Below are 16,377 nucleotides of genomic sequence, written 5' to 3'. Positions count from 1 at the left end.
CTCATGGGTGTTGTTCGTGACTGGCAAAGCCGTCGGCGGCAAAGCCCAGCACTTCGAGATTGACAGTGACCGTGCCGGAGGTCTCGAAGGTCAGGGTGATCGGGACCGTCTCCCCCTCGACGACCGGTTCGACGAGATCTTCCATCATCAGGTGGAGCCCTCCGGGTTCGAGCCGGGTGGTCGCGCCGGCGGGGATGTCGATGCCGTCGGCGGTCTGGCGCATGCGCATGATCTGGTTGTCCACCTGCATGCCATGCGCGGTGATCCGTGCTGCCTTGGGCGTGGTGGCGCCAAGCAGCCGATCCGGCTTTGTGCCGGTGTTGAGGATGGTGAAATAGGCGCCGGCGACCGATGCGCCGGGCAGGGTGGCGCGGCTGAAGGCATCGGCGATCTGGAGGTCGCCCAGGCTTGCCACGACGATGGGCTGGCGGCTGGTTTCGCCGGACCGGCTGCGCAGCTCTATCTGCCCCTCAAGCGTGACGCGATGCAGCCGTGTCGCGCGGATGTCGAGCGCGAGGTCCCACTGGCCATGGGTGGGCAGGTTGAGCCCCTCGACGCGCCAGTGGCCCGGCGCCACCTGGCGGGCCGGGCGCGAGAAAGGCTCGATGCCCAGTTCGGGCTGGCTGAGCGACAGGGTAATGTCGCGGGGTTCCTGCCCACCATTGCCGCCCGAGATGAGCAGATCGACGAGCGCGAGGCCCGGAACGCCCGGATCGATAGCCACATCCGCCTGCCAGCCTCCGCCGGTGAGGCGGGCAAGCGCCGGCTCCGGATAGAGCACGCTCAGCACCCGCGGCGGCGGGGTGAATCGCCACGCCGCCACCAGAGCGAGGATCAGCACCGCCAGCACAACTTCCGCGCGGATGGAGCGCACCATGCCGCTGACGGGCCCCTGCGCGAGAATCGGCCCGGTCAGCCGGAAGCGGTTGACCACCGCGAGCGCCAGGAGCAGGCCGATAAGCACCAGCTTGCCGCCCAATATGGCCCCATAGGCCGAGAGATAATGGCGGCCGGGCGGGCCCAGTTGGGCCACGGCGAGGAGGATGGCCGACAGCAGCAACGGCGCCATGGCGAAGGGCGCAAAGGCAGAAAACCGCGACAAAGCCAGCGTCGCTTCTCGGCTTCGCGCGGCAAGATGCCCCCGAAGCGGCAGCAGCGCGCCCAGCCAGAACACCAGGGCCACGATGTGCAGAACGATGGCTGGCCTGGTCAGCCATTGCGGCTCGGCCGTGCCGGCGTGACCGGCGATCGCAAAGGAGACCGCCAGCGCGAGAGTGGCCACAACGGAGAGGACGCGGCTCAACAGCCCCGCATGCGTCAGCGACACGGCACCCAGCAGGATGGCCATGAAGGTGACCACCAGGGCGGCTCCATAGGCGGTGCCGAAGCCGATGGTCCATGGACGTGGCGAGAGGATTGCCGTCAAGGGCAGACCGGCGGCATCAAGGCCCTGGAGACCGACTGAAAGGGCAACAGAGGACAGGCCTATGGGGGCGGCCACGACCAGGATCGGCACCATGGCGGGAGGCAATGAGGCGATGAGACCCCTGAACAGCGCCGCGCCCACCACTGCAAAGGCGGTGGTCAGGACGAGGACGCGCGCGAGCCAGATGGCGGCCAGCACAGCATGGTCGGCGGATGCGATTTCGGGCAGCGCCGCGCTTGCCCTGCCGACCGAAAAGACCTGCGAACCGGAAATCGGGTGACCGTCGGCGGAAACCACCCGCCAACTGAGGACGTGTGTTCCCTCAGCGAGGGGCGGGGCGGGATCGATCACCAGACTGCTCCCCGGTTCCAGGCGATCGGTCAGGTCGAGAATGGTGCCGTCGGTCTGGTGCAACATCACGACAAGGGGCGTGACGGCCTCGGTAAAATCGAGCACCAGCTCGGCAGGTGGCCTGTCGAGCAGGGCATTGTCGGGCGGGGCGGAGGAGACCAGGCCGCTATGCGCCACTGCGGGAGACGCGTGGAGCCAGAGCGCAAGCAGCGTGAGGAGCAGGCGCGCCATCATGGCGTGGTGGCCAGGCGCCTGAGCTTGGCGACGGCCGTGTCCCAGGCTTCAAGATAGGCGATGGTGCCGCGAAAGCGGCCCCCGGCATCGACCAGGAAGACCGAGGCGGTATGATCGACGGTGTAGGACCCGTCGAGGCCAGGCACCTGTTCCGCCGTGACATGCCAGGCTTTCATCAGGCTGGAGACCTGGTCGGGCGAACCGGTGACGCCCGTGACCCTGTTTCCGGCCCAGCTCAGATAGTCGGCCAGCGCGGGAGCGGTGTCGCGCGCGGGGTCGACGGTGACGAGGTAGGCGCCGACATCCTTCGCATCCGCGCCCAGCTCTTCGAACCAAGCGGCAATCTGACCGAGGGTGATGGGACACACATCGGGACAGTTGGTGTAGCCGAAGAACAGAAGCGCGGGCTGTCCGATGAGGCTTTCCGGGGTGAAGGGATTACCCCTGTGGTCGACCAGCGCATAGCTGCCGCCGCCATAGTCGGCGATATCGAGCGTTTGCTGACCGGGCCAATACCAGGCGGCGGTTGCGATGATCGCGGCCGCGCCGATCAACAACCAGAGCCCGGCCTGCAGTAGCCGCCTTCCGCCGGCCGCTTCGCGGTTTTCGGCCATCATGGGAGCACGTCGACAAAGGGAGCCGGTCGGTCGCCGCCGGCATCGATCCAGGCTTCTTCGCCATCCGGGCAGAGCTGCAGCAGCGGAAACCGCGCAGGCCCCGGCGCCATGTCGTCGGCAAAGATGCCCTGGACGGCAAAGACACCCGTCTCGTCGTCCGGCAGACTGCCGCCGATCCAGGTGATCTCGATGACGCCCTCCGAAATCGTCTGATCATTCAGGCGGTAGGGGCGGGACAGTGGGGCTGTTACGCTCGATACCGTCCAGCCGGAAACAGCCAGGCCTTCGGCCACGAGGAAGCCTTCGGGAATGCCGACCACCACTTCAGTCGTGGGTTGGCCCTGGCACCCATGGGGCACGGTGAGCAGCAGGGTGAATGGCTGCCCTGCCCCGGCGCTGGCGCCGCCGGCCGTCGCATGGGCATGGGCCACGCCGGTGCCGGCGAGAAGCAGGAGCAGCGCCGCAAGAGAGATTTGGGAAGGCATGGCTATTGTCCGGCAAAGGGATTGGAGAAGCGAGGATCGGCAAGGAAGGCCTCGTCGGTGAGGCTTTCGAGAAAGGCGACGAGGTCGGCAATTTCCCCATCGGTGATGGAAAAGCCCTCGATGAAGGGATCTCGCAGCGGGCTGCGTCCATGCGGGCCGGAAGCGGCGCGACCGCCCAGGGCGTAGTGGTCGCGGATGACCGCCTCGAGCGTCGGAATGGAGCCGTCGTGCATATAGGGACCGGTGACCGCGACATTGCGCAGGCTGGGGGTGCGGAAGCGGCCCTCGTCGGTTTTTTCGAGGGTGAACTCGCGCAGACCGACATTTGGAGCCGGATAGGCCCCTGCCCCATCGAGGTTGTAGAGGCCGGTATTGTGAAAGCCCGTTTCCGGATAGGACTGGCCCTGCCGGTGGGTGTTGTCGGTAAAGTTCAGCCCGCCATGACAGTGGGCGCATTCGAGCTTTTCGCTGAAAAACAGCGCCTCGCCTCGTAGTGCGGCCGCGGACATGGCCGCCGTATCACCCTCGCGCACGAAGCGGTCATAGGGGCTCGAAAAGCTCATTATCGAGCGCATGAAGGCTGCCAGCCCCCTGGTCACCGAAGACAGGTCGATCGCGCCACCGGTATCCGGGAAGGCCGCGTCGAAGAGCGGGGGATAGACGGGATTGGCGGCAAGGGCCGCGAACAGGTCCCGCTCCCGTCCCGCCATGCCCAGTTCCACCGGCCGGTCGCCGAACAGCGGCACGAGGATCTGTTGCTCGAGACGGGTGAGATTGGGATTGCTCCAGGTCAGGGTCGGGAAGTAGGCGACATTGGCGAGACTCTGAGCGTTGCGCAGGCCGGGCTCGCCATGAACGCCGGCATGGGTCGGCTGACCATCGGTGAAGGCCAGTTCCTGGTGGTGGCAGGATGAGCAGGACATGGAGCCATCGGCGGAGAGGGCGGTCTCGTAGAAGAGATGCCGCCCCAGCGCGACTTTCGCCTCGGACATGGGGTTGTCGGGTGGCGTGACGGGGAGCGGCACCCAATCGGGCGTGGGATAGCGGTAAGGCGTTTCGGCGGGTGCCGCGGGGACAAGCGCGGGCAAGCCGAAAAGGCCCAGGATCAGGACAATGGCCCAGCGCATGTCAGCGGCTTTCAAAGAAGGTCTGCAGGCCCGGCGCCGTACCGACAAAGCCGAGACCAAGCCGGGCGAACACGCCGATGCAATCGGGATCATGCATTTCGGACATGCAGCCGGGCGCCGTGTCGGGCGTATTGGCGGCCACGTCGGTTTCAGCCAGCAAACGCCCGAGATCGGCTACGATGCGGTTGTTGGATGGGTCGAAATCGGCGAATTCGCCGCTGACGACATTGATATGGGCGCAGCCGACCGGACGCTGGCTGAAGGTGGGGCCGACGCAGCCTGAATCTCCCAGATGGACGGAAAAGCCGGTGGGACGGCCGCCGTGGCCGCCGGTCATGTCGCCGACCATGTCGACCTTGAGATAGCGATAGCCGGACTGCCAGCTCCAGAACATGGCGCTGAGATCGAGCGGCGCAGAAGCGATGGTCACGTCGCCATGCGCCTCGAGAAAGGGCAGGCCCATGGTGAAGCGGAGCCCTTGGTAGTGGCCCTCAGGCACATGGCCCTCTATGCGATCATTAAGGCCCGGATTGCCACCGTCGCAGGGACCGGTGCCGTCCTCGAAATCAATGAGGGTAATGCCGTCGGCCTGCCAGGGGCTGCGCTCGGCGATTGTGACCGGCACGGCCTCTCCCCCTGCATCGATGAGGGCGACGTCCATTATGTAGAAGCGGAAGTCACTGGGAGTGATGGAACTGGGCGGCTGGCCCAGATCATCGTAGGTCTGTCCGCAGGCAAATGGCGATCCGTTGACCTCGCCGGCAAAGAATATGGAGACGGGGGTGGCGGGCGCCTCGGCCCAGCTTGCGACAGGGAGAAAAGCAGCGGCGATGAGCGCGAGCGCGCCCGCGAGAACGTGTTTCATTGGTTGGGGTCCACGAGGTTCGATCGAGATGGCGGCGGTGTGCCGCCGATGGCTCAAGCGAGACGTGGTGGTGGCGCCCTCGGTGCATGCGAGTGCCTGACACCCTTGACGACAACGGGCGCCGGTTGGAGGACGAGGCAGAAGGCCGGTGCGCCGAATGCCATGGACGGCACGACCGGCGGGGTGGGCAGGATCAGTGGCGTCGGCCGGCAAGCGTGGCAGGCGCCATGCGCCTCCGTGTCGTCGGCGTCGGAGAGTTCGCCACAGATGTCGAGTAGAGGCGCGCCGCCCGGATAGACTCCGGCCGAAACGGGGGTTGCGGCCAGCATGCCGAGGAACAGTGCCAGCACGGCGAGGGCACGGCAGAGGTCGCGGGACGCCTCGGTGAAAAATCTGACCTTACTGTCTTGCATGATCTGGCGCCCGCATCGCGGCCAGTAGTGTGCGCCAATCCTTGCCGTTCACTGACAGCAGGCCCGCTCCGTCGCTTGCCCCTTGAGGGCATGGCCTCTATTCCTTGCGGGTCGACGGGAGGATGAGATGGCCGAAGCGCTCTATGAGGTGACGGACAAGCGGTTCAGCCGCAAAGTGCTGGGGAGTGCGCGGCTCGAGGAATTGCATACAGGCTGCCGCTGGACCGAGGGGCCGGTTTGGTTTTCGGACCATGACTGCCTCTACTTTTCCGACATCCCGAACCAGCGCGTGCTGCGCTATCTGGCGTCGGACAATTCGGTCTCGACCTATCTCTCGCCATCGAACTTCGCCAACGGCCATACTCGCGACCGGCAGGGGCGGCTCATCTCGTGCGAACATGGGACACGGCGCGTCACACGCTCCGAGCCGGACGGGTCGGTGACGGTGTTGGCGGACGGTTTTGGCGGCAAAAAGCTCAACTCGCCCAATGACGTGGTGGTCGCCTCGGACGGATCGATCTGGTTCACCGACCCTAGCTACGGCATCATTTCCGATTATGAGGGTTACCTCTCGCCGCAGGAGCAGAGCGTCCACGGGGTCTATCGGATCGATGGCGAGACCGGCGCGGTCACCCTCGTCATTTCCGACTTCATCCAGCCCAACGGGCTCGCTTTTTCGCCCGACGAGAGTCGGCTCTATGTCGCCGATTCAGGGGCAAGCCACGACCCTGAGGCGCCGCGGCACATACGGGCATTCGACGTGGTCGACGGCGGCAAGGCGGTTCGCGATGCCGGACCCTTCGCGGTGATCGACAATGGCATTCCCGATGGTTTCCGCGTCGACAGCGATGGCTGGGTCTGGTGCTCGGCGGGCGATGGCGTGCATGTTTTCGACGATACCGGCGCGCTTACCGGCAAAATCCTCGTGCCGCAGCGGGTGTCGAACCTGACCTTTGGCGGCAAAAGGCGCAACCGGCTGTTCATCACCGCCACCACTTCGCTTTATGCGCTCTATGTCAATGCACGGGGCGCGCAGACGCCGTGAGACACGAAAGAGCCGGTGCCTGAGGCAACCGGCAAGAAAGAGCCGGTGCCTGAGGGCACCGGCCTTGCAATCATCTGGTCATGAAATGGCTTGAACTGGTTAGATCCAGTACGGGGTCACGCCGTAGTAGTCGTGGACGCGACGGCCGTTTTCGGCAGTCCAGAAGCTGTCATCCGTGTCGTCGTAGCGCGGGGCGCCTTCGATCTGCTCACGGGAGATGTCGATCCGGTAGCCACCGAGGCTTTCGTCATATTCGAGCTTGGACCAGGGCAGCGGATAGTGGTCGTGGCCGATGCCGAGGAAGCCACCGAAGCTCAGGACGGCATAGGAAACCTTGCCGCTGCGCTTTTCGACCAGGATACGTTCGATCGAGCCGATATGCTCGCCGTCGATTCCATATACCTTGGTACCTTCGACCTTGTCCGAGGCGATGAGGTCATGGGTTTCCTTGACGTCGGCGGTTGCGACGCGGTTGTCATCGTAAGCCATGTCTTTCCTCCTTGGCTGGGGTTGTGGGGGGTGAACGCAGCGAAAGCCGATGCGGTTTCGAGAGCACAGAAAAATGTGATTGGCCGGCTGGAAGGCCAGGATCAGGAACCGCAGGCCCGGTGCTGCATTGAGCTAAGAGGCCATACTGGGCCGAGTTTTTTCAAAGGAGACGACGATGGTCTTCGATACGCTCAAGCAAGCCATGGGCGGAGGCGACAACCTCAACCCCATGCTGATCGCGCATCACACGCTGTTCACGGCGCGCGAAAAGATCGACCTGCTCAACCAGCTCAAGGCGGAGGCGAATGGCGCCCTGGCCGAGGGAAAACCCGTCGACTTCGAACCCGAGGAAATCGACCGCGCCATTGCCGAAGTGCGCGAGGGCGTGGAGAGCGGCGTGGGCACAGAGACCGTGCTGCGAGGAGATTTCTGATGGCCGAACCGCGCGATTTACATTCACCGCAAGTGGCCAAGGTCGACTATCTGGTCGACGAGAACGGGTCGCGCCTCGACGTGCCCGATGGGTCGGGGCTGAAGGTGGCGGGCGAACACGAAGAGTCAGTCGCCTCGACCGGGCCCACGAACTGGGTGTTCTACGGCATGATCGCATTTGCGATCATCGTCGCCATCCTGTTCCTGCTGCAGATGTTCTCCGGCGCGCCGGGCACGGACACCGAACCGGGCTCGCCGACAGCGGCGCCGATGGTCGAGACACCGGCGGAACCGACGCCGGTCTCGCCGCAATAACAAAGGCACCGAAAATGAAAAAGGCGCAGCCCGCGGGCTGCGCCTTTTGCTTGTGTCGAGACCGGGATCAGCCGCGGATGGGCGAGAGCTGGATTTCGACGCGACGGTTCTGGGCGCGACCGGCTTCGGTGGCGTTGGACGCGATGGGGCTCGAGGCGCCCTTGCCTTCGATATAGAAGCGGCGCTGATCGATGCCCTGGCTGGAGAGGACAGTGGCCACCGAAACGGCGCGGCGCTGGCTGAGCTCGAGATTGTGCTGGGCGCTGCCGGTCGAGTCGGTGTGGCCGTACACATCGACGATGGTCTTGTCGAACTTCTTGAGCACGAGCGCGACCGAAACCAGGGTCTGGTTGAACTGCGGCTGCACGGTCGCCTGGTCGGTGGCGAAGGTGATGTTGGACGGCATGTTGAGGATGATCTGGTCGCCGACGCGGGTGACCGAGACGCCGGTGCCCTGAAGCTGGGCACGGAGCTCGGCTTCCTGCTGATCCATGTAGCTGCCGATGGCAGCGCCGGTGAGGCCGCCGACGCCCGCACCAATCAGCGCGCCAATGCGCGGATCACCGCCAACGGCCGTGCCGACGATGGCACCGGCAATGGCGCCGCCACCGGCGCCGAGCAGCGTGCCGCCCGCGGTGTTTGAGAGCTGGCTCTGGCCGGTATAGGGATTGGTGGTGGTGCAGGCGCTGAGTGCCAGCGTCGCGGCAAGGGCGACGAGTACCTTCGACTTCATGATTCCCCCAAAAGGATTCGTGGTTGGTGGCCTTGTGTTGCCATTGAATAAGGCAGGAGCGTGATGAGGGGAAGGGGATGAACCTGACATGAACGGCTGTCAGACGTTGGCCCAGCCGGCATCGACCAGGAACTGCTGGCCGGTGATCATGGCGCTGTCGTCCGCGGCGAGGAACAGCGCCATGCGCGCGCAATCTTCCGGCGCCAGGGCCTCGGGGATGGCCTGGCTCTGCTTGATGCCCTCGAGATCGGCATCGGTGACCCAGAGATCGCGCTGGCGCTGCGTCATCACCGCGCCGGGCACGAGAGTGTTGACGCGGATGCCGGAGGCGCCGAGGTCGCGGGCCAGCGCCCGGGTAAGGCCATGGGCGGCGGCCTTGGCCGTTTCGTAGACCGGGATCCTGGGGACCAGGATCATCCAGCTCACCGAACCGAAATTGATGATGGCGCCCTTACCCGCCTTGACCATGCCCGGGGCCACGGCCTGAGCCGCGAAAAAGGCATGCTTGAGATTGACGCCCATGCGCTGGTCCCAGCTTTCGGACGTGACCTCCCGCCAGTCATGGCGGTCGTCATGGGCGGCATTGTTGACGAGCGTCAGCGCATCGCCATGGAGGCGCGCGAACTCGGCGATGGCCGCCTGATAGGCTGATATGTCGGTGACATCGCAGCGGATGAAGTGGGCGGTCTGGCCCTTCTGGGTCAGTTCCTGCGCCAGCGCGATGCCAGCGGCCTCGGCTATATCGACAAAGCCGACCCGCGCCCCCTGCTCGGCAAAGGCGCGCACCATGGCCTCACCGATGCCGGAGGCGCCGCCTGAGATGACGACCGCGCGGTCCTTGAGGCTGGGATAAAGGGCAAAGGCGGTCATTGTGATCATCCGGAGGAAACTGCGTCGTCAGATATCCCGACCGTCGACACGCTGCAAGGGTCATGACGTACGTACGTCAGTGCCGCATCCAGTTGTAGAGGTCGGACTTGTCAACGACCTCGCCAGGCTTCAAGACGGTTCATGGCGGCTGGTGGGCTGCCCGATCAACGGGAACGCCATGGCAAATACGATGACCTCCGCGCAGAGCGGCCTTGCCGAGCTTGAACCGGGCACTGATGCCAACACCGCGCTGGAATTTTTCGACGGCCTGAAGCCCACCGAGATCGAGGATCTGATCGGGAACTGGCGCGGCACCGAGTTGCCGACCGGGCACCGACTGGATGGCCTGCTTGCCAAGGCCGGGTGGCATGGGAAGCGGTTCGACGACAGCGAAACCGTCCATCCCTTGGTGTTCGAACGACCCGATGGCAGCCTCTTTGCCATCGACCCTGCCTGGTTGCCGATGTCGCTGCTGACGTCGCAGGTAGCGCTGGCGCAGCGGCTGGCCCGGCCGGGCCTCGTTCGGCTGGCATCGGCCTTCGCCAGGACGACAAGGCCCCGTGCCCGGCTCCGCATGACCCGGTTTCGGGATGTGGTCTCGGCGACCATGATCTATGACGCGCTGCCGATCAACGACGTGTTCCGCACAGTGGATGCCGATACGGTGGTCGGCGCCATGGATATGCGCGGTTACGACGTGCCCTATTTCTTCGTGCTGCGCCGGGAAGGCGCGCGGCCGCTGGCCTGAGCTTCAGCGCAGGCGTTCGACGGCCGGGGCCATGGTATGCGGGGTGACATCGCGCCGCTCGACTTCTTCGAGCAAGGCCATGACCTTGTCGACATTGGCGATGTGACGCTGCTCCATGGAGAAGTTGAAGGTCACGTATTCGCGGCCGGGGCAGAAGGTGCAGATGTTCACCTCGGCGTGCCAGGCGCCGCAATAAAGCGGTTCCACCATGCCGTGGGTCATGGGCCCATAGGTGCGGTGGGGCGGCACGAGGGTGAGCACGATGTGATTGCCGCCGTTGAAACGCCAGAAGCGCTTGTTGGGCAGGCTGGGGATCACGCGGTTGAGGGTGCGCATGGCCTTGAACATGGCCATGATGACCACCTGGAACGAGGTAATGTCCTTCTGCTCGATGCCGGCCACGGTATCGTCGACGGCGCGGACATAATCGACGAAATCATCCATGACCGTGAACTTGGCTTCGAGCGCACGGACGCGGAAGAAGTCGTCGTCGGTGTTGTTCCGCTTGGTGTCGAGCATGGTGTAGTTGGCGCCGATCACCTTCTTGCTCATGTGCTTTTCGGCGCCGTCGCCATTGAGCGCATGAGTGACGAGCGCGAACATCAGTGAGCGCTGGCGGACGCCGAGCTTGTTGGCGAGCTGGCGCAAGCGATGGCGCTGGATGGCCAGGGTCTTGAAGCCCCAGGGCTGTTCCTTGGGCGCCAGGATATTGGCCAAAACCAAGTAGATGAACGTGGTTAGCCCGCCGCGCAGCGCGCTCTTGAGGCGGTCGCCGAAGGGCAGCTTGTTGGACTGATCGGACTGCACGCCATGGCCGGCGGCGGCCGAACGGGTGAGCAAGGCCGAATCGGAGCCTTCGAGCAAAGCATGGCTGGAGCGGACCTGGAGGATGGCGGTGCGACCCTGGGCATCGGGACCGCCGCGCCGGACGGCTGCCATGACGCGGAACAGCGGCAGGTCCTCGCGCTCGAAGATGTCGTCGGACTTGCCCAGCCACTTGTCGGGATAGCCATCGAACTCGTCGACCATTTCCACCGAGGTGATGGCATCGAGCAGATGCTTGGGAAAGGGCTGCCCCGGATGCGCGCCGACAAAGCCATGGGTGAGCTGCGGCGCCAGGGCGATCATCTCGGCGACCATGTTGCCAAGGCGATCCTTGTCATAGGTCTCGGTCGAAAAGGCCGTGAAGAAGACGGTATCCCGGCCCTTGAACAGGAACCACTGGAAATCGGTGAACAGGGCCTGGGGGTTCCGCTGGACCGCGGCATTGGCCAAAGCCAGCGCATCGCCATGCTGGCCTGCAAAACTCGACGACGAAAAACTCTTCACGCCAAAAACTCCCCCACACGCCCCACCGGGACGTTCGATCTAAGCGCAGTTAGAACAAAGTATCAACAAAGACCATGCTGTCCGGTTAACCCGGGTTATGCTTGCCGGACCGTGTGTTGCGCGCCCGCCCCGCCGCGCGGGAGGTTGGCAGGAAAGGCGGCATTGTCTAGAATGGTTCTGATGTTGGCTGCCGACCCCTAATACCGATAAGGGGTTAGCCGTTCGGCGCGTCGAATTGACCTATGTCAATGCGGCGTCGCGGGGATTAGGTAGAGCTAGAGAGCCCCGATCGGCTGCCCCGCCGTATCAGCGCTCGCAAAGGAACGGCTCCATGGACTATCGCGGAATTTTCGAGGATGCAGTGGACACGCTGCGGTCGGAGAAGCGCTATCGCGTCTTTGCGGACCTCGAACGCATTGCCGGGCGCTTCCCCCGCGCCGTCTACCGCGACGATGCCGACAATGCCCGCGAAATCACCATCTGGTGTTCCAACGACTACCTGGGCATGGGCCAGCACGAAAAGGTCGTGCGCGCCATGCAGGATACCGCCGGCACGATGGGCGTGGGCGCCGGTGGCACACGCAATATTTCGGGCACCAACCGCCCACTGGTCGAGCTCGAGCGCTCGCTCGCCGACCTGCACCGCAAGGAAGCCGCCCTGGTCTTCACCTCCGGGTTCGTTTCCAACGAGGCGGCGATTTCCACTATCGCGCGGCTGATGCCGGACTGCATCATCTTCTCGGACCAGCTCAACCACGCCTCGATGATCCAGGGCGTGCGCCAGAGCGGCATGGAAAAGAAAATCTTCCGGCACAATGACGTGGCGCATCTGCGCGAGCTCCTGAGCCAGGTGGACCGCAAGCGGCCCAAGCTGATTGCTTTCGAAAGCGTCTATTCGATGGATGGCGACATCGCCCCCATCAAGGAAATCTGCGACCTGGCCGAAGAATTCGGCGCGCTGACCTATATCGACGAAGTCCATGCCGTGGGCATGTATGGCCCGCGCGGCGGCGGCATTGCCGAGCGCGAAGGGCTGATGGAGCGTATCGACGTCATCGAGGGTACGCTGGCCAAGGGCTTTGGCGTCATGGGCGGCTATATTACCGCCAACCGCGCCATCATCGATGCCGTGCGCTCCTATGCGCCCGAGTTCATATTCACCACCGCCCTGCCCCCGGCGCTCTGCGCCGCGGCTCGCGCCTCGATCGAGCACCTGAAGGGCAATGGCGAAGAGCGGCTGATGCACCAGCGCCAGGCGCGCCTGACCAAGGCGATCCTCGCCGATGCGGGCCTGCCGGTCATGGAAACCTCCACCCATATCGTGCCGCTGATCGTGGGCGATGCGCGGGCGGTTAAAGCGGCCAGCGACATGCTGCTCGACAAGCACAACATCTATATCCAGCCGATCAACTACCCCACCGTGCCCAAGGGCACCGAGCGTCTGCGCATCACCCCGACCCCGCTCCACACGGACGAGATGATCTTCGAGTTGCGCCATGCGCTGGTCAGCGTCTGGACCAGCCTCGGGCTGTCGCGCGAGCGTGCCGACGCCGCGATCACTGCGAGCAAGCTCACCTCCGGCGACCTGACGCTGCCCAGCCTCGGCGGCTAGGCCGCACGATTCCGCCGACCTGAGCATCGACCGATCGGGGCGTTGGAGCCGCCGACGCGCCGGGATATAGTGACGACCTCGGCGAGCGGAGGTTGGCATGGTCCGGTCTGTGGTTGCACGACTTGGCGTGGTAGTTCTGGGACTGAGCGCGGCCCTGCCGGCAGCACAGGCGCAGGAGCTTTGCGGCCCCGCGATCCAGTCGCTTTCCGAAATTGTCCTAGCCGGCCGGGAGACGCTGCCGCCGCTGCAGGCGAGGCGGTTCGGAACCCGCGCGATTTACCTGCTGATGCGCTATGGCGACCTCGACGACAGGGCGATCAATGACCTTCTGGCGCAAGCGGTGGAGAGCCGCATGCACGGCGCGACCGACCTCGACGCCGCCTGGCGCGTGTATGGCGGCGCGGAGCTTGCTCCGGAGGTGCTGGCCTCCATGGTGGACACCGCCACTCCTTCGGCGGCGCGGGCACTACTGCTCGGCGGCCAGGAGGATGCGGTGATGGCAGCGATCGCCGCATTGCCCGACGGCAGCCGGATGGATCTCGGCCAGCAGGCGGTGACGGTCACGTACGACCAATCTGACGCGGTGAAGGCCGAGCTGGCGGCTGCCGCCGAGAGCGCCGGACTCGACTGGCTCGCCGCGGGCTTTGCGGCGGCGCAGGAGGACCCGGCAGACTGGGACGGGCAGATGAAGGGGCTCAGCGTCGCCCAAAAGGACGATCTCATCGGCCTCTGGGGGTGGATGCCGGCCCTGCATGGCAATCCGGTCCAGCGGCGCAGCACCGCGCCCACCGGGGAGCTAGCCGAGGCGTCGGCGGACCCCATTCGCCTCGCGACCTGGGCCGCCGCGCAGCAACCGGAAATCTCGCTGCTGATGGCTTTCCTCAACCAGACCGGCGACTATGCCGCCAGTGCGCAGGTGGCGAAGGCGCTGCTCAAGCAGTTCAGCGCCGGCGAGCTGTCGGCGGCCGGGCCGCTCGATGCAGGCTGGCTGGTGACGCTGCGCGCGCTGGATAGCGCCGGCTACGACGCGGATGCGGTGCGCGCCCAATTCGGCAGCCTCTCCTTTGGCCTCAACCGGGTGGATCGGGAAACCGTGGGCGACATCCTCGACTGGATCGTCGCCACCGATGCGCTTGCACCCTATGCCGGCGGCGAAAGTGCGTTGCCAGAAGAGCCTGCGCATCTTTCATCGGCGTTTGATCAATGGGACCGTTGGCTGGCGCTGGCAGAAGCCCTGCGCGCCGACCCGGAGGCTGCAATAGCCGAGGCGGAAGAGGCCGACCTGCCCATTCTCGCCGAATTGCTGCTTGCGGCCGGCCGGCGCGACCTCGTGATCGAAATGCTCCAGGACGCACCGCCGACGCTGGACACCGTGACCCTCGCCGACGACTTTGCCGGCCGCCTCGATCGCCTTTGCAAGGCTCATCTGTGGCACAAGGGCGAGGCGCCGCTGCTTTCCGGTCAGGCGCTCTACGCGTTCGACTGAAGCGGTGCGACGCTATTTGAGATCGAGTTCGACCGCAAAGCCACCGGCAATCAGCCGCCGCCCATCGAAGACAGGTTCTTCGTCCATTGTCGCCTGGATGCGCGGGTCGGTGACGACCTGCTTGACGGCGCGATCACGGATCTCCTGGCTCGGCCATTCGGTGATCGAGATGACCACCGTCTCCCCCTCACCGGCGCCAGCCAGCTTGCGCATGTCCGGCAGATCGCCGGGCGCATAGCCCTCCATCGCATCGGCCGCATGGAAATCGGCGTCGTCGCTGGCTTCGGGAGTGTGCCAGCAATCCATGACGCGAAGGGCGCCGTATTCGCGGTAGATTTCCCCGATGCGGGCCGAAAAGGCCAGATATTCCGCCTTCCGGTCGGTGCGCACCGGGACGATGGTGATGTCGCTGAAGCTCATGCCTTAAGCCTTTCCGCATGCCGAGAAGCCTGCGCCCAGGCGCCGGCAGCCGATTGCCTGAGCTCAGCGCAGCTCAGCTCGTCAGTACAATGCGCATCAGGTCGGCGGTGTTGCGCGCACCGAGCTTTTCCATGACGCGGGCGCGATGCACCTCGATGGTGCGGGGAGAAATACCCAGTTCGCGCCCGGCCTCCTTGTTGGACTGGCCATTGGTGATCAGTTGCAGCACTTCGCGCTCGCGCGGGGTGAGCTGGGAGAAGCCGCGCACCTCCACGGGACGGCTGCCAGCCTGCATGGCGCCCAGATGCACATCCTTGCGCAGCGCATCGCGCACGACGGTCAGCAGGCGCTCGCTGTCTATGGGGCGGGCCAGCACGTCGGTGGCGCCCAGCTTCATGGCGGTCACGGCGGCCTCGACCTGCGGGCTATTGGCCAGCATGACCACCGGCGCGCCGGTGCGCAGGGCCTTGACCCGCCTGAGGATGGTCAAACCGCTTTCCTCGCCCTGATCGAGATTGGCGACGACCACATCGGGCGGGCGCCGGTCCAGCGCCGCAAAGAAATGCGCCGTTTCGAGCGAGAACACCGTCTGGAAGCCCTCCAGGCGGAAGAGGACGCTCAGCGCCTCGCAGATCCCGGCATCGGGATCGACGATATGGACGATGCGGTCGCGATTGAGAAATGCGTGGTAGTAGGTGTGCGTGTTCATGCCAAACCCTTCCGGCAAGTTCTTCCCCAGAACCGGACGCCTCGGACACGCAACGGATCGCATGGCGGATCAATCTGCCCGCCGCCGCTGCACCTCTGCCCAGGTGTCCCGCAAGTGTAGTTTGATCTAAGTGGTCGCTCTGTCCGACACGATGATTGCGTAGGATGAACTACCTACTTCTAGGTATATTTTCATCATTTCCTCGCGTCAATGACTTTATTCCTATGTTTCCGGTTTAAGAAGGCCGGCATTGCTGCCGGCCCCCGTGTTTGTCAGACGGCGTTGCGTGCGCGGAGGGCGTCGCGAATCTCGGTGAGCAGCACTTCCTCGCGCGAGGGGGCGGGCGTGGTCTCGACCGGCTCCTTGGCCGCTTCGCGCTTCAGGGAATTGATGGCCTTGACCACAAGGAAAAGGACAAAGGCGATGATCGAGAACTTGACCACGGCATTGACGAAGAGGCCGATCCGCACCTGCGCTTCGCCGACGGTGAGGACGAGACTGGAGAAATCGATGCCGCCGATGATGATGCCGATGAGCGGCATAAAGATGTCGTCGACGATGGACGAGACGATGGCGCCGAAGGCCGCGCCGATGATCACGCCGATGGCCAGATCGATCATGTTGCCCTTGATCGCGAAGTCCCGGAATTCCTTGAATACGCTCATGTCCTG

General features: G+C 64.8%; 19 protein-coding genes. 6 read left to right on the top strand and 13 right to left on the bottom strand.

The window, feature by feature from the left end:
• Position 1: 1 nt before the first annotated feature.
• Genes JEQ47_RS08240 through JEQ47_RS08215 form a run of 6 tightly spaced genes read right to left on the bottom strand, consistent with a single transcriptional unit; the run spans position 2 to position 5,518 of the window.
• Positions 2-2,011 (bottom strand): copper chaperone PCu(A)C domain-containing protein, encoded by a 2,010-nt coding sequence (locus JEQ47_RS08240; RefSeq protein WP_198875941.1) that lies wholly within the window; start codon positions 2,009-2,011, stop codon positions 2-4.
• Positions 2,008-2,628: an SCO family protein gene (locus JEQ47_RS08235; protein WP_236020755.1), complete on the bottom strand. Its 621-nt coding sequence runs from the start codon at positions 2,626-2,628 to the stop codon at positions 2,008-2,010. Before JEQ47_RS08235 ends, JEQ47_RS08240 begins: the two co-directional genes overlap by 4 nt.
• Complete coding sequence (locus JEQ47_RS08230; RefSeq protein ID WP_198875940.1) at positions 2,625-3,113, bottom strand: DUF1775 domain-containing protein; 489 nt, start codon at positions 3,111-3,113, stop codon at positions 2,625-2,627. Before JEQ47_RS08230 ends, JEQ47_RS08235 begins: the two co-directional genes overlap by 4 nt.
• Positions 3,114-3,115: 2 nt before the next feature.
• Entirely contained in the window at positions 3,116-4,255 is a 1,140-nt protein-coding gene (locus tag JEQ47_RS08225; protein ID WP_198875939.1) for a methanobactin export MATE transporter MbnM, read from the bottom strand.
• Positions 4,242-5,105: an MbnP family copper-binding protein gene (locus JEQ47_RS08220; protein ID WP_198875938.1), complete on the bottom strand. Its 864-nt coding sequence runs from the start codon at positions 5,103-5,105 to the stop codon at positions 4,242-4,244. Before JEQ47_RS08220 ends, JEQ47_RS08225 begins: the two co-directional genes overlap by 14 nt.
• Positions 5,106-5,158: 53 nt before the next feature.
• Positions 5,159-5,518, bottom strand: a complete 360-nt coding sequence (locus JEQ47_RS08215; RefSeq protein ID WP_198875937.1) for a hypothetical protein — start codon at positions 5,516-5,518, stop codon at positions 5,159-5,161.
• Between the two features lie 127 nt (positions 5,519-5,645).
• Between JEQ47_RS08215 and JEQ47_RS08210 the strand changes: the two genes are divergently transcribed.
• Positions 5,646-6,563: an SMP-30/gluconolactonase/LRE family protein gene (locus tag JEQ47_RS08210; protein ID WP_198875936.1), complete on the top strand. Its 918-nt coding sequence runs from the start codon at positions 5,646-5,648 to the stop codon at positions 6,561-6,563.
• Between the two features lie 99 nt (positions 6,564-6,662).
• Here the strand turns inward: JEQ47_RS08210 and JEQ47_RS08205 are convergent, their stop codons facing one another.
• Complete coding sequence (locus JEQ47_RS08205; protein WP_198875935.1) at positions 6,663-7,052, bottom strand: PRC-barrel domain-containing protein; 390 nt, start codon at positions 7,050-7,052, stop codon at positions 6,663-6,665.
• A gap of 175 nt (positions 7,053-7,227) precedes the next feature.
• Here JEQ47_RS08205 and JEQ47_RS08200 point away from each other — a divergent pair, with 175 nt between their 5' ends.
• Entirely contained in the window at positions 7,228-7,485 is a 258-nt protein-coding gene (locus tag JEQ47_RS08200; protein ID WP_198875934.1) for a hypothetical protein, read from the top strand.
• Positions 7,485-7,799 (top strand): hypothetical protein, encoded by a 315-nt coding sequence (locus JEQ47_RS08195; RefSeq protein ID WP_198875933.1) that lies wholly within the window; start codon positions 7,485-7,487, stop codon positions 7,797-7,799. Before JEQ47_RS08200 ends, JEQ47_RS08195 begins: the two co-directional genes overlap by 1 nt.
• Before the next feature lie 67 nt (positions 7,800-7,866).
• Here the strand turns inward: JEQ47_RS08195 and JEQ47_RS08190 are convergent, their stop codons facing one another.
• Positions 7,867-8,532 carry a YiaD family glycine zipper/OmpA-like lipoprotein gene (locus JEQ47_RS08190; RefSeq protein WP_210337977.1) on the bottom strand — a complete coding sequence of 222 codons (666 nt, stop codon included), beginning with the start codon at positions 8,530-8,532 and terminating at the stop codon, positions 7,867-7,869.
• 99 nt (positions 8,533-8,631) lie between these two features.
• The gene (locus JEQ47_RS08185; RefSeq protein ID WP_198875932.1) at positions 8,632-9,402 is read right to left on the bottom strand and encodes an SDR family NAD(P)-dependent oxidoreductase; all 771 of its coding nucleotides are present in this window, start codon (positions 9,400-9,402) and stop codon (positions 8,632-8,634) included.
• Positions 9,403-9,580: 178 nt separating this feature from the next.
• Between JEQ47_RS08185 and JEQ47_RS08180 the strand changes: the two genes are divergently transcribed.
• Positions 9,581-10,150: a DUF4334 domain-containing protein gene (locus JEQ47_RS08180; RefSeq protein ID WP_198875931.1), complete on the top strand. Its 570-nt coding sequence runs from the start codon at positions 9,581-9,583 to the stop codon at positions 10,148-10,150.
• A 3-nt stretch (positions 10,151-10,153) separates the two neighbouring features.
• On the opposite strand, the gene JEQ47_RS08175 is transcribed toward JEQ47_RS08180, so the two are convergent.
• Complete coding sequence (locus JEQ47_RS08175; RefSeq protein ID WP_198875930.1) at positions 10,154-11,479, bottom strand: hypothetical protein; 1,326 nt, start codon at positions 11,477-11,479, stop codon at positions 10,154-10,156.
• 331 nt (positions 11,480-11,810) lie between these two features.
• Between JEQ47_RS08175 and hemA the strand changes: the two genes are divergently transcribed.
• Entirely contained in the window at positions 11,811-13,091 is a 1,281-nt protein-coding gene (gene hemA / locus JEQ47_RS08170) for a 5-aminolevulinate synthase (protein ID WP_198875929.1), read from the top strand.
• Between the two features lie 97 nt (positions 13,092-13,188).
• Positions 13,189-14,577 (top strand): hypothetical protein, encoded by a 1,389-nt coding sequence (locus tag JEQ47_RS08165; protein WP_198875928.1) that lies wholly within the window; start codon positions 13,189-13,191, stop codon positions 14,575-14,577.
• 12 nt (positions 14,578-14,589) lie between these two features.
• On the opposite strand, the gene JEQ47_RS08160 is transcribed toward JEQ47_RS08165, so the two are convergent.
• From JEQ47_RS08160 to mscL, 3 genes are all read right to left on the bottom strand, one after another.
• On the bottom strand, positions 14,590-14,997 hold the full coding sequence (locus JEQ47_RS08160; protein WP_198875927.1) for a DUF1428 domain-containing protein: 408 nt from the start codon (positions 14,995-14,997) through the stop codon (positions 14,590-14,592).
• Positions 14,998-15,070: 73 nt separating this feature from the next.
• Positions 15,071-15,706, bottom strand: a complete 636-nt coding sequence (locus JEQ47_RS08155; protein WP_198875926.1) for a response regulator transcription factor — start codon at positions 15,704-15,706, stop codon at positions 15,071-15,073.
• A gap of 272 nt (positions 15,707-15,978) precedes the next feature.
• Positions 15,979-16,371 carry a large-conductance mechanosensitive channel protein MscL gene (gene mscL, locus JEQ47_RS08150; protein WP_198875925.1) on the bottom strand — a complete coding sequence of 131 codons (393 nt, stop codon included), beginning with the start codon at positions 16,369-16,371 and terminating at the stop codon, positions 15,979-15,981.
• Between the last annotated feature and the right edge of the window lie 6 nt (positions 16,372-16,377).

This window comes from Devosia sediminis, assembly GCF_016411825.1.
GTDB classification, from domain to species: Bacteria; Pseudomonadota; Alphaproteobacteria; order Rhizobiales; family Devosiaceae; genus Devosia; species Devosia sediminis.
The sequence above is the reverse complement of the archived record's forward strand: the minus strand, read 5'-3'. Positions and strand labels throughout refer to the sequence as shown.

Bases quoted from the DNA above. Each gene is read 5' to 3' on its own strand.
- JEQ47_RS08235 (WP_236020755.1), bottom strand. From the start codon at position 2,628: ATGATGGCCGAAAACCGCGAAGCGGCCGGCGGAAGGCGGCTACTGCAG.
- JEQ47_RS08180 (WP_198875931.1), top strand. From the start codon at position 9,581: ATGGCAAATACGATGACCTCCGCGCAGAGCGGCCTTGCCGAGCTTGAA.
- JEQ47_RS08220 (WP_198875938.1), bottom strand. From the start codon at position 5,105: ATGAAACACGTTCTCGCGGGCGCGCTCGCGCTCATCGCCGCTGCTTTT.
- JEQ47_RS08160 (WP_198875927.1), bottom strand. From the start codon at position 14,997: ATGAGCTTCAGCGACATCACCATCGTCCCGGTGCGCACCGACCGGAAG.
- JEQ47_RS08185 (WP_198875932.1), bottom strand. From the start codon at position 9,402: ATGACCGCCTTTGCCCTTTATCCCAGCCTCAAGGACCGCGCGGTCGTC.
- JEQ47_RS08190 (WP_210337977.1), bottom strand. From the start codon at position 8,532: ATGAAGTCGAAGGTACTCGTCGCCCTTGCCGCGACGCTGGCACTCAGC.
- JEQ47_RS08240 (WP_198875941.1), bottom strand. From the start codon at position 2,011: ATGATGGCGCGCCTGCTCCTCACGCTGCTTGCGCTCTGGCTCCACGCG.
- JEQ47_RS08200 (WP_198875934.1), top strand. From the start codon at position 7,228: ATGGTCTTCGATACGCTCAAGCAAGCCATGGGCGGAGGCGACAACCTC.
- JEQ47_RS08155 (WP_198875926.1), bottom strand. From the start codon at position 15,706: ATGAACACGCACACCTACTACCACGCATTTCTCAATCGCGACCGCATC.
- JEQ47_RS08230 (WP_198875940.1), bottom strand. From the start codon at position 3,113: ATGCCTTCCCAAATCTCTCTTGCGGCGCTGCTCCTGCTTCTCGCCGGC.
- JEQ47_RS08215 (WP_198875937.1), bottom strand. From the start codon at position 5,518: ATGCAAGACAGTAAGGTCAGATTTTTCACCGAGGCGTCCCGCGACCTC.
- hemA (WP_198875929.1), top strand. From the start codon at position 11,811: ATGGACTATCGCGGAATTTTCGAGGATGCAGTGGACACGCTGCGGTCG.
- JEQ47_RS08165 (WP_198875928.1), top strand. From the start codon at position 13,189: ATGGTCCGGTCTGTGGTTGCACGACTTGGCGTGGTAGTTCTGGGACTG.
- JEQ47_RS08210 (WP_198875936.1), top strand. From the start codon at position 5,646: ATGGCCGAAGCGCTCTATGAGGTGACGGACAAGCGGTTCAGCCGCAAA.
- JEQ47_RS08205 (WP_198875935.1), bottom strand. From the start codon at position 7,052: ATGGCTTACGATGACAACCGCGTCGCAACCGCCGACGTCAAGGAAACC.
- JEQ47_RS08195 (WP_198875933.1), top strand. From the start codon at position 7,485: ATGGCCGAACCGCGCGATTTACATTCACCGCAAGTGGCCAAGGTCGAC.
- mscL (WP_198875925.1), bottom strand. From the start codon at position 16,371: ATGAGCGTATTCAAGGAATTCCGGGACTTCGCGATCAAGGGCAACATG.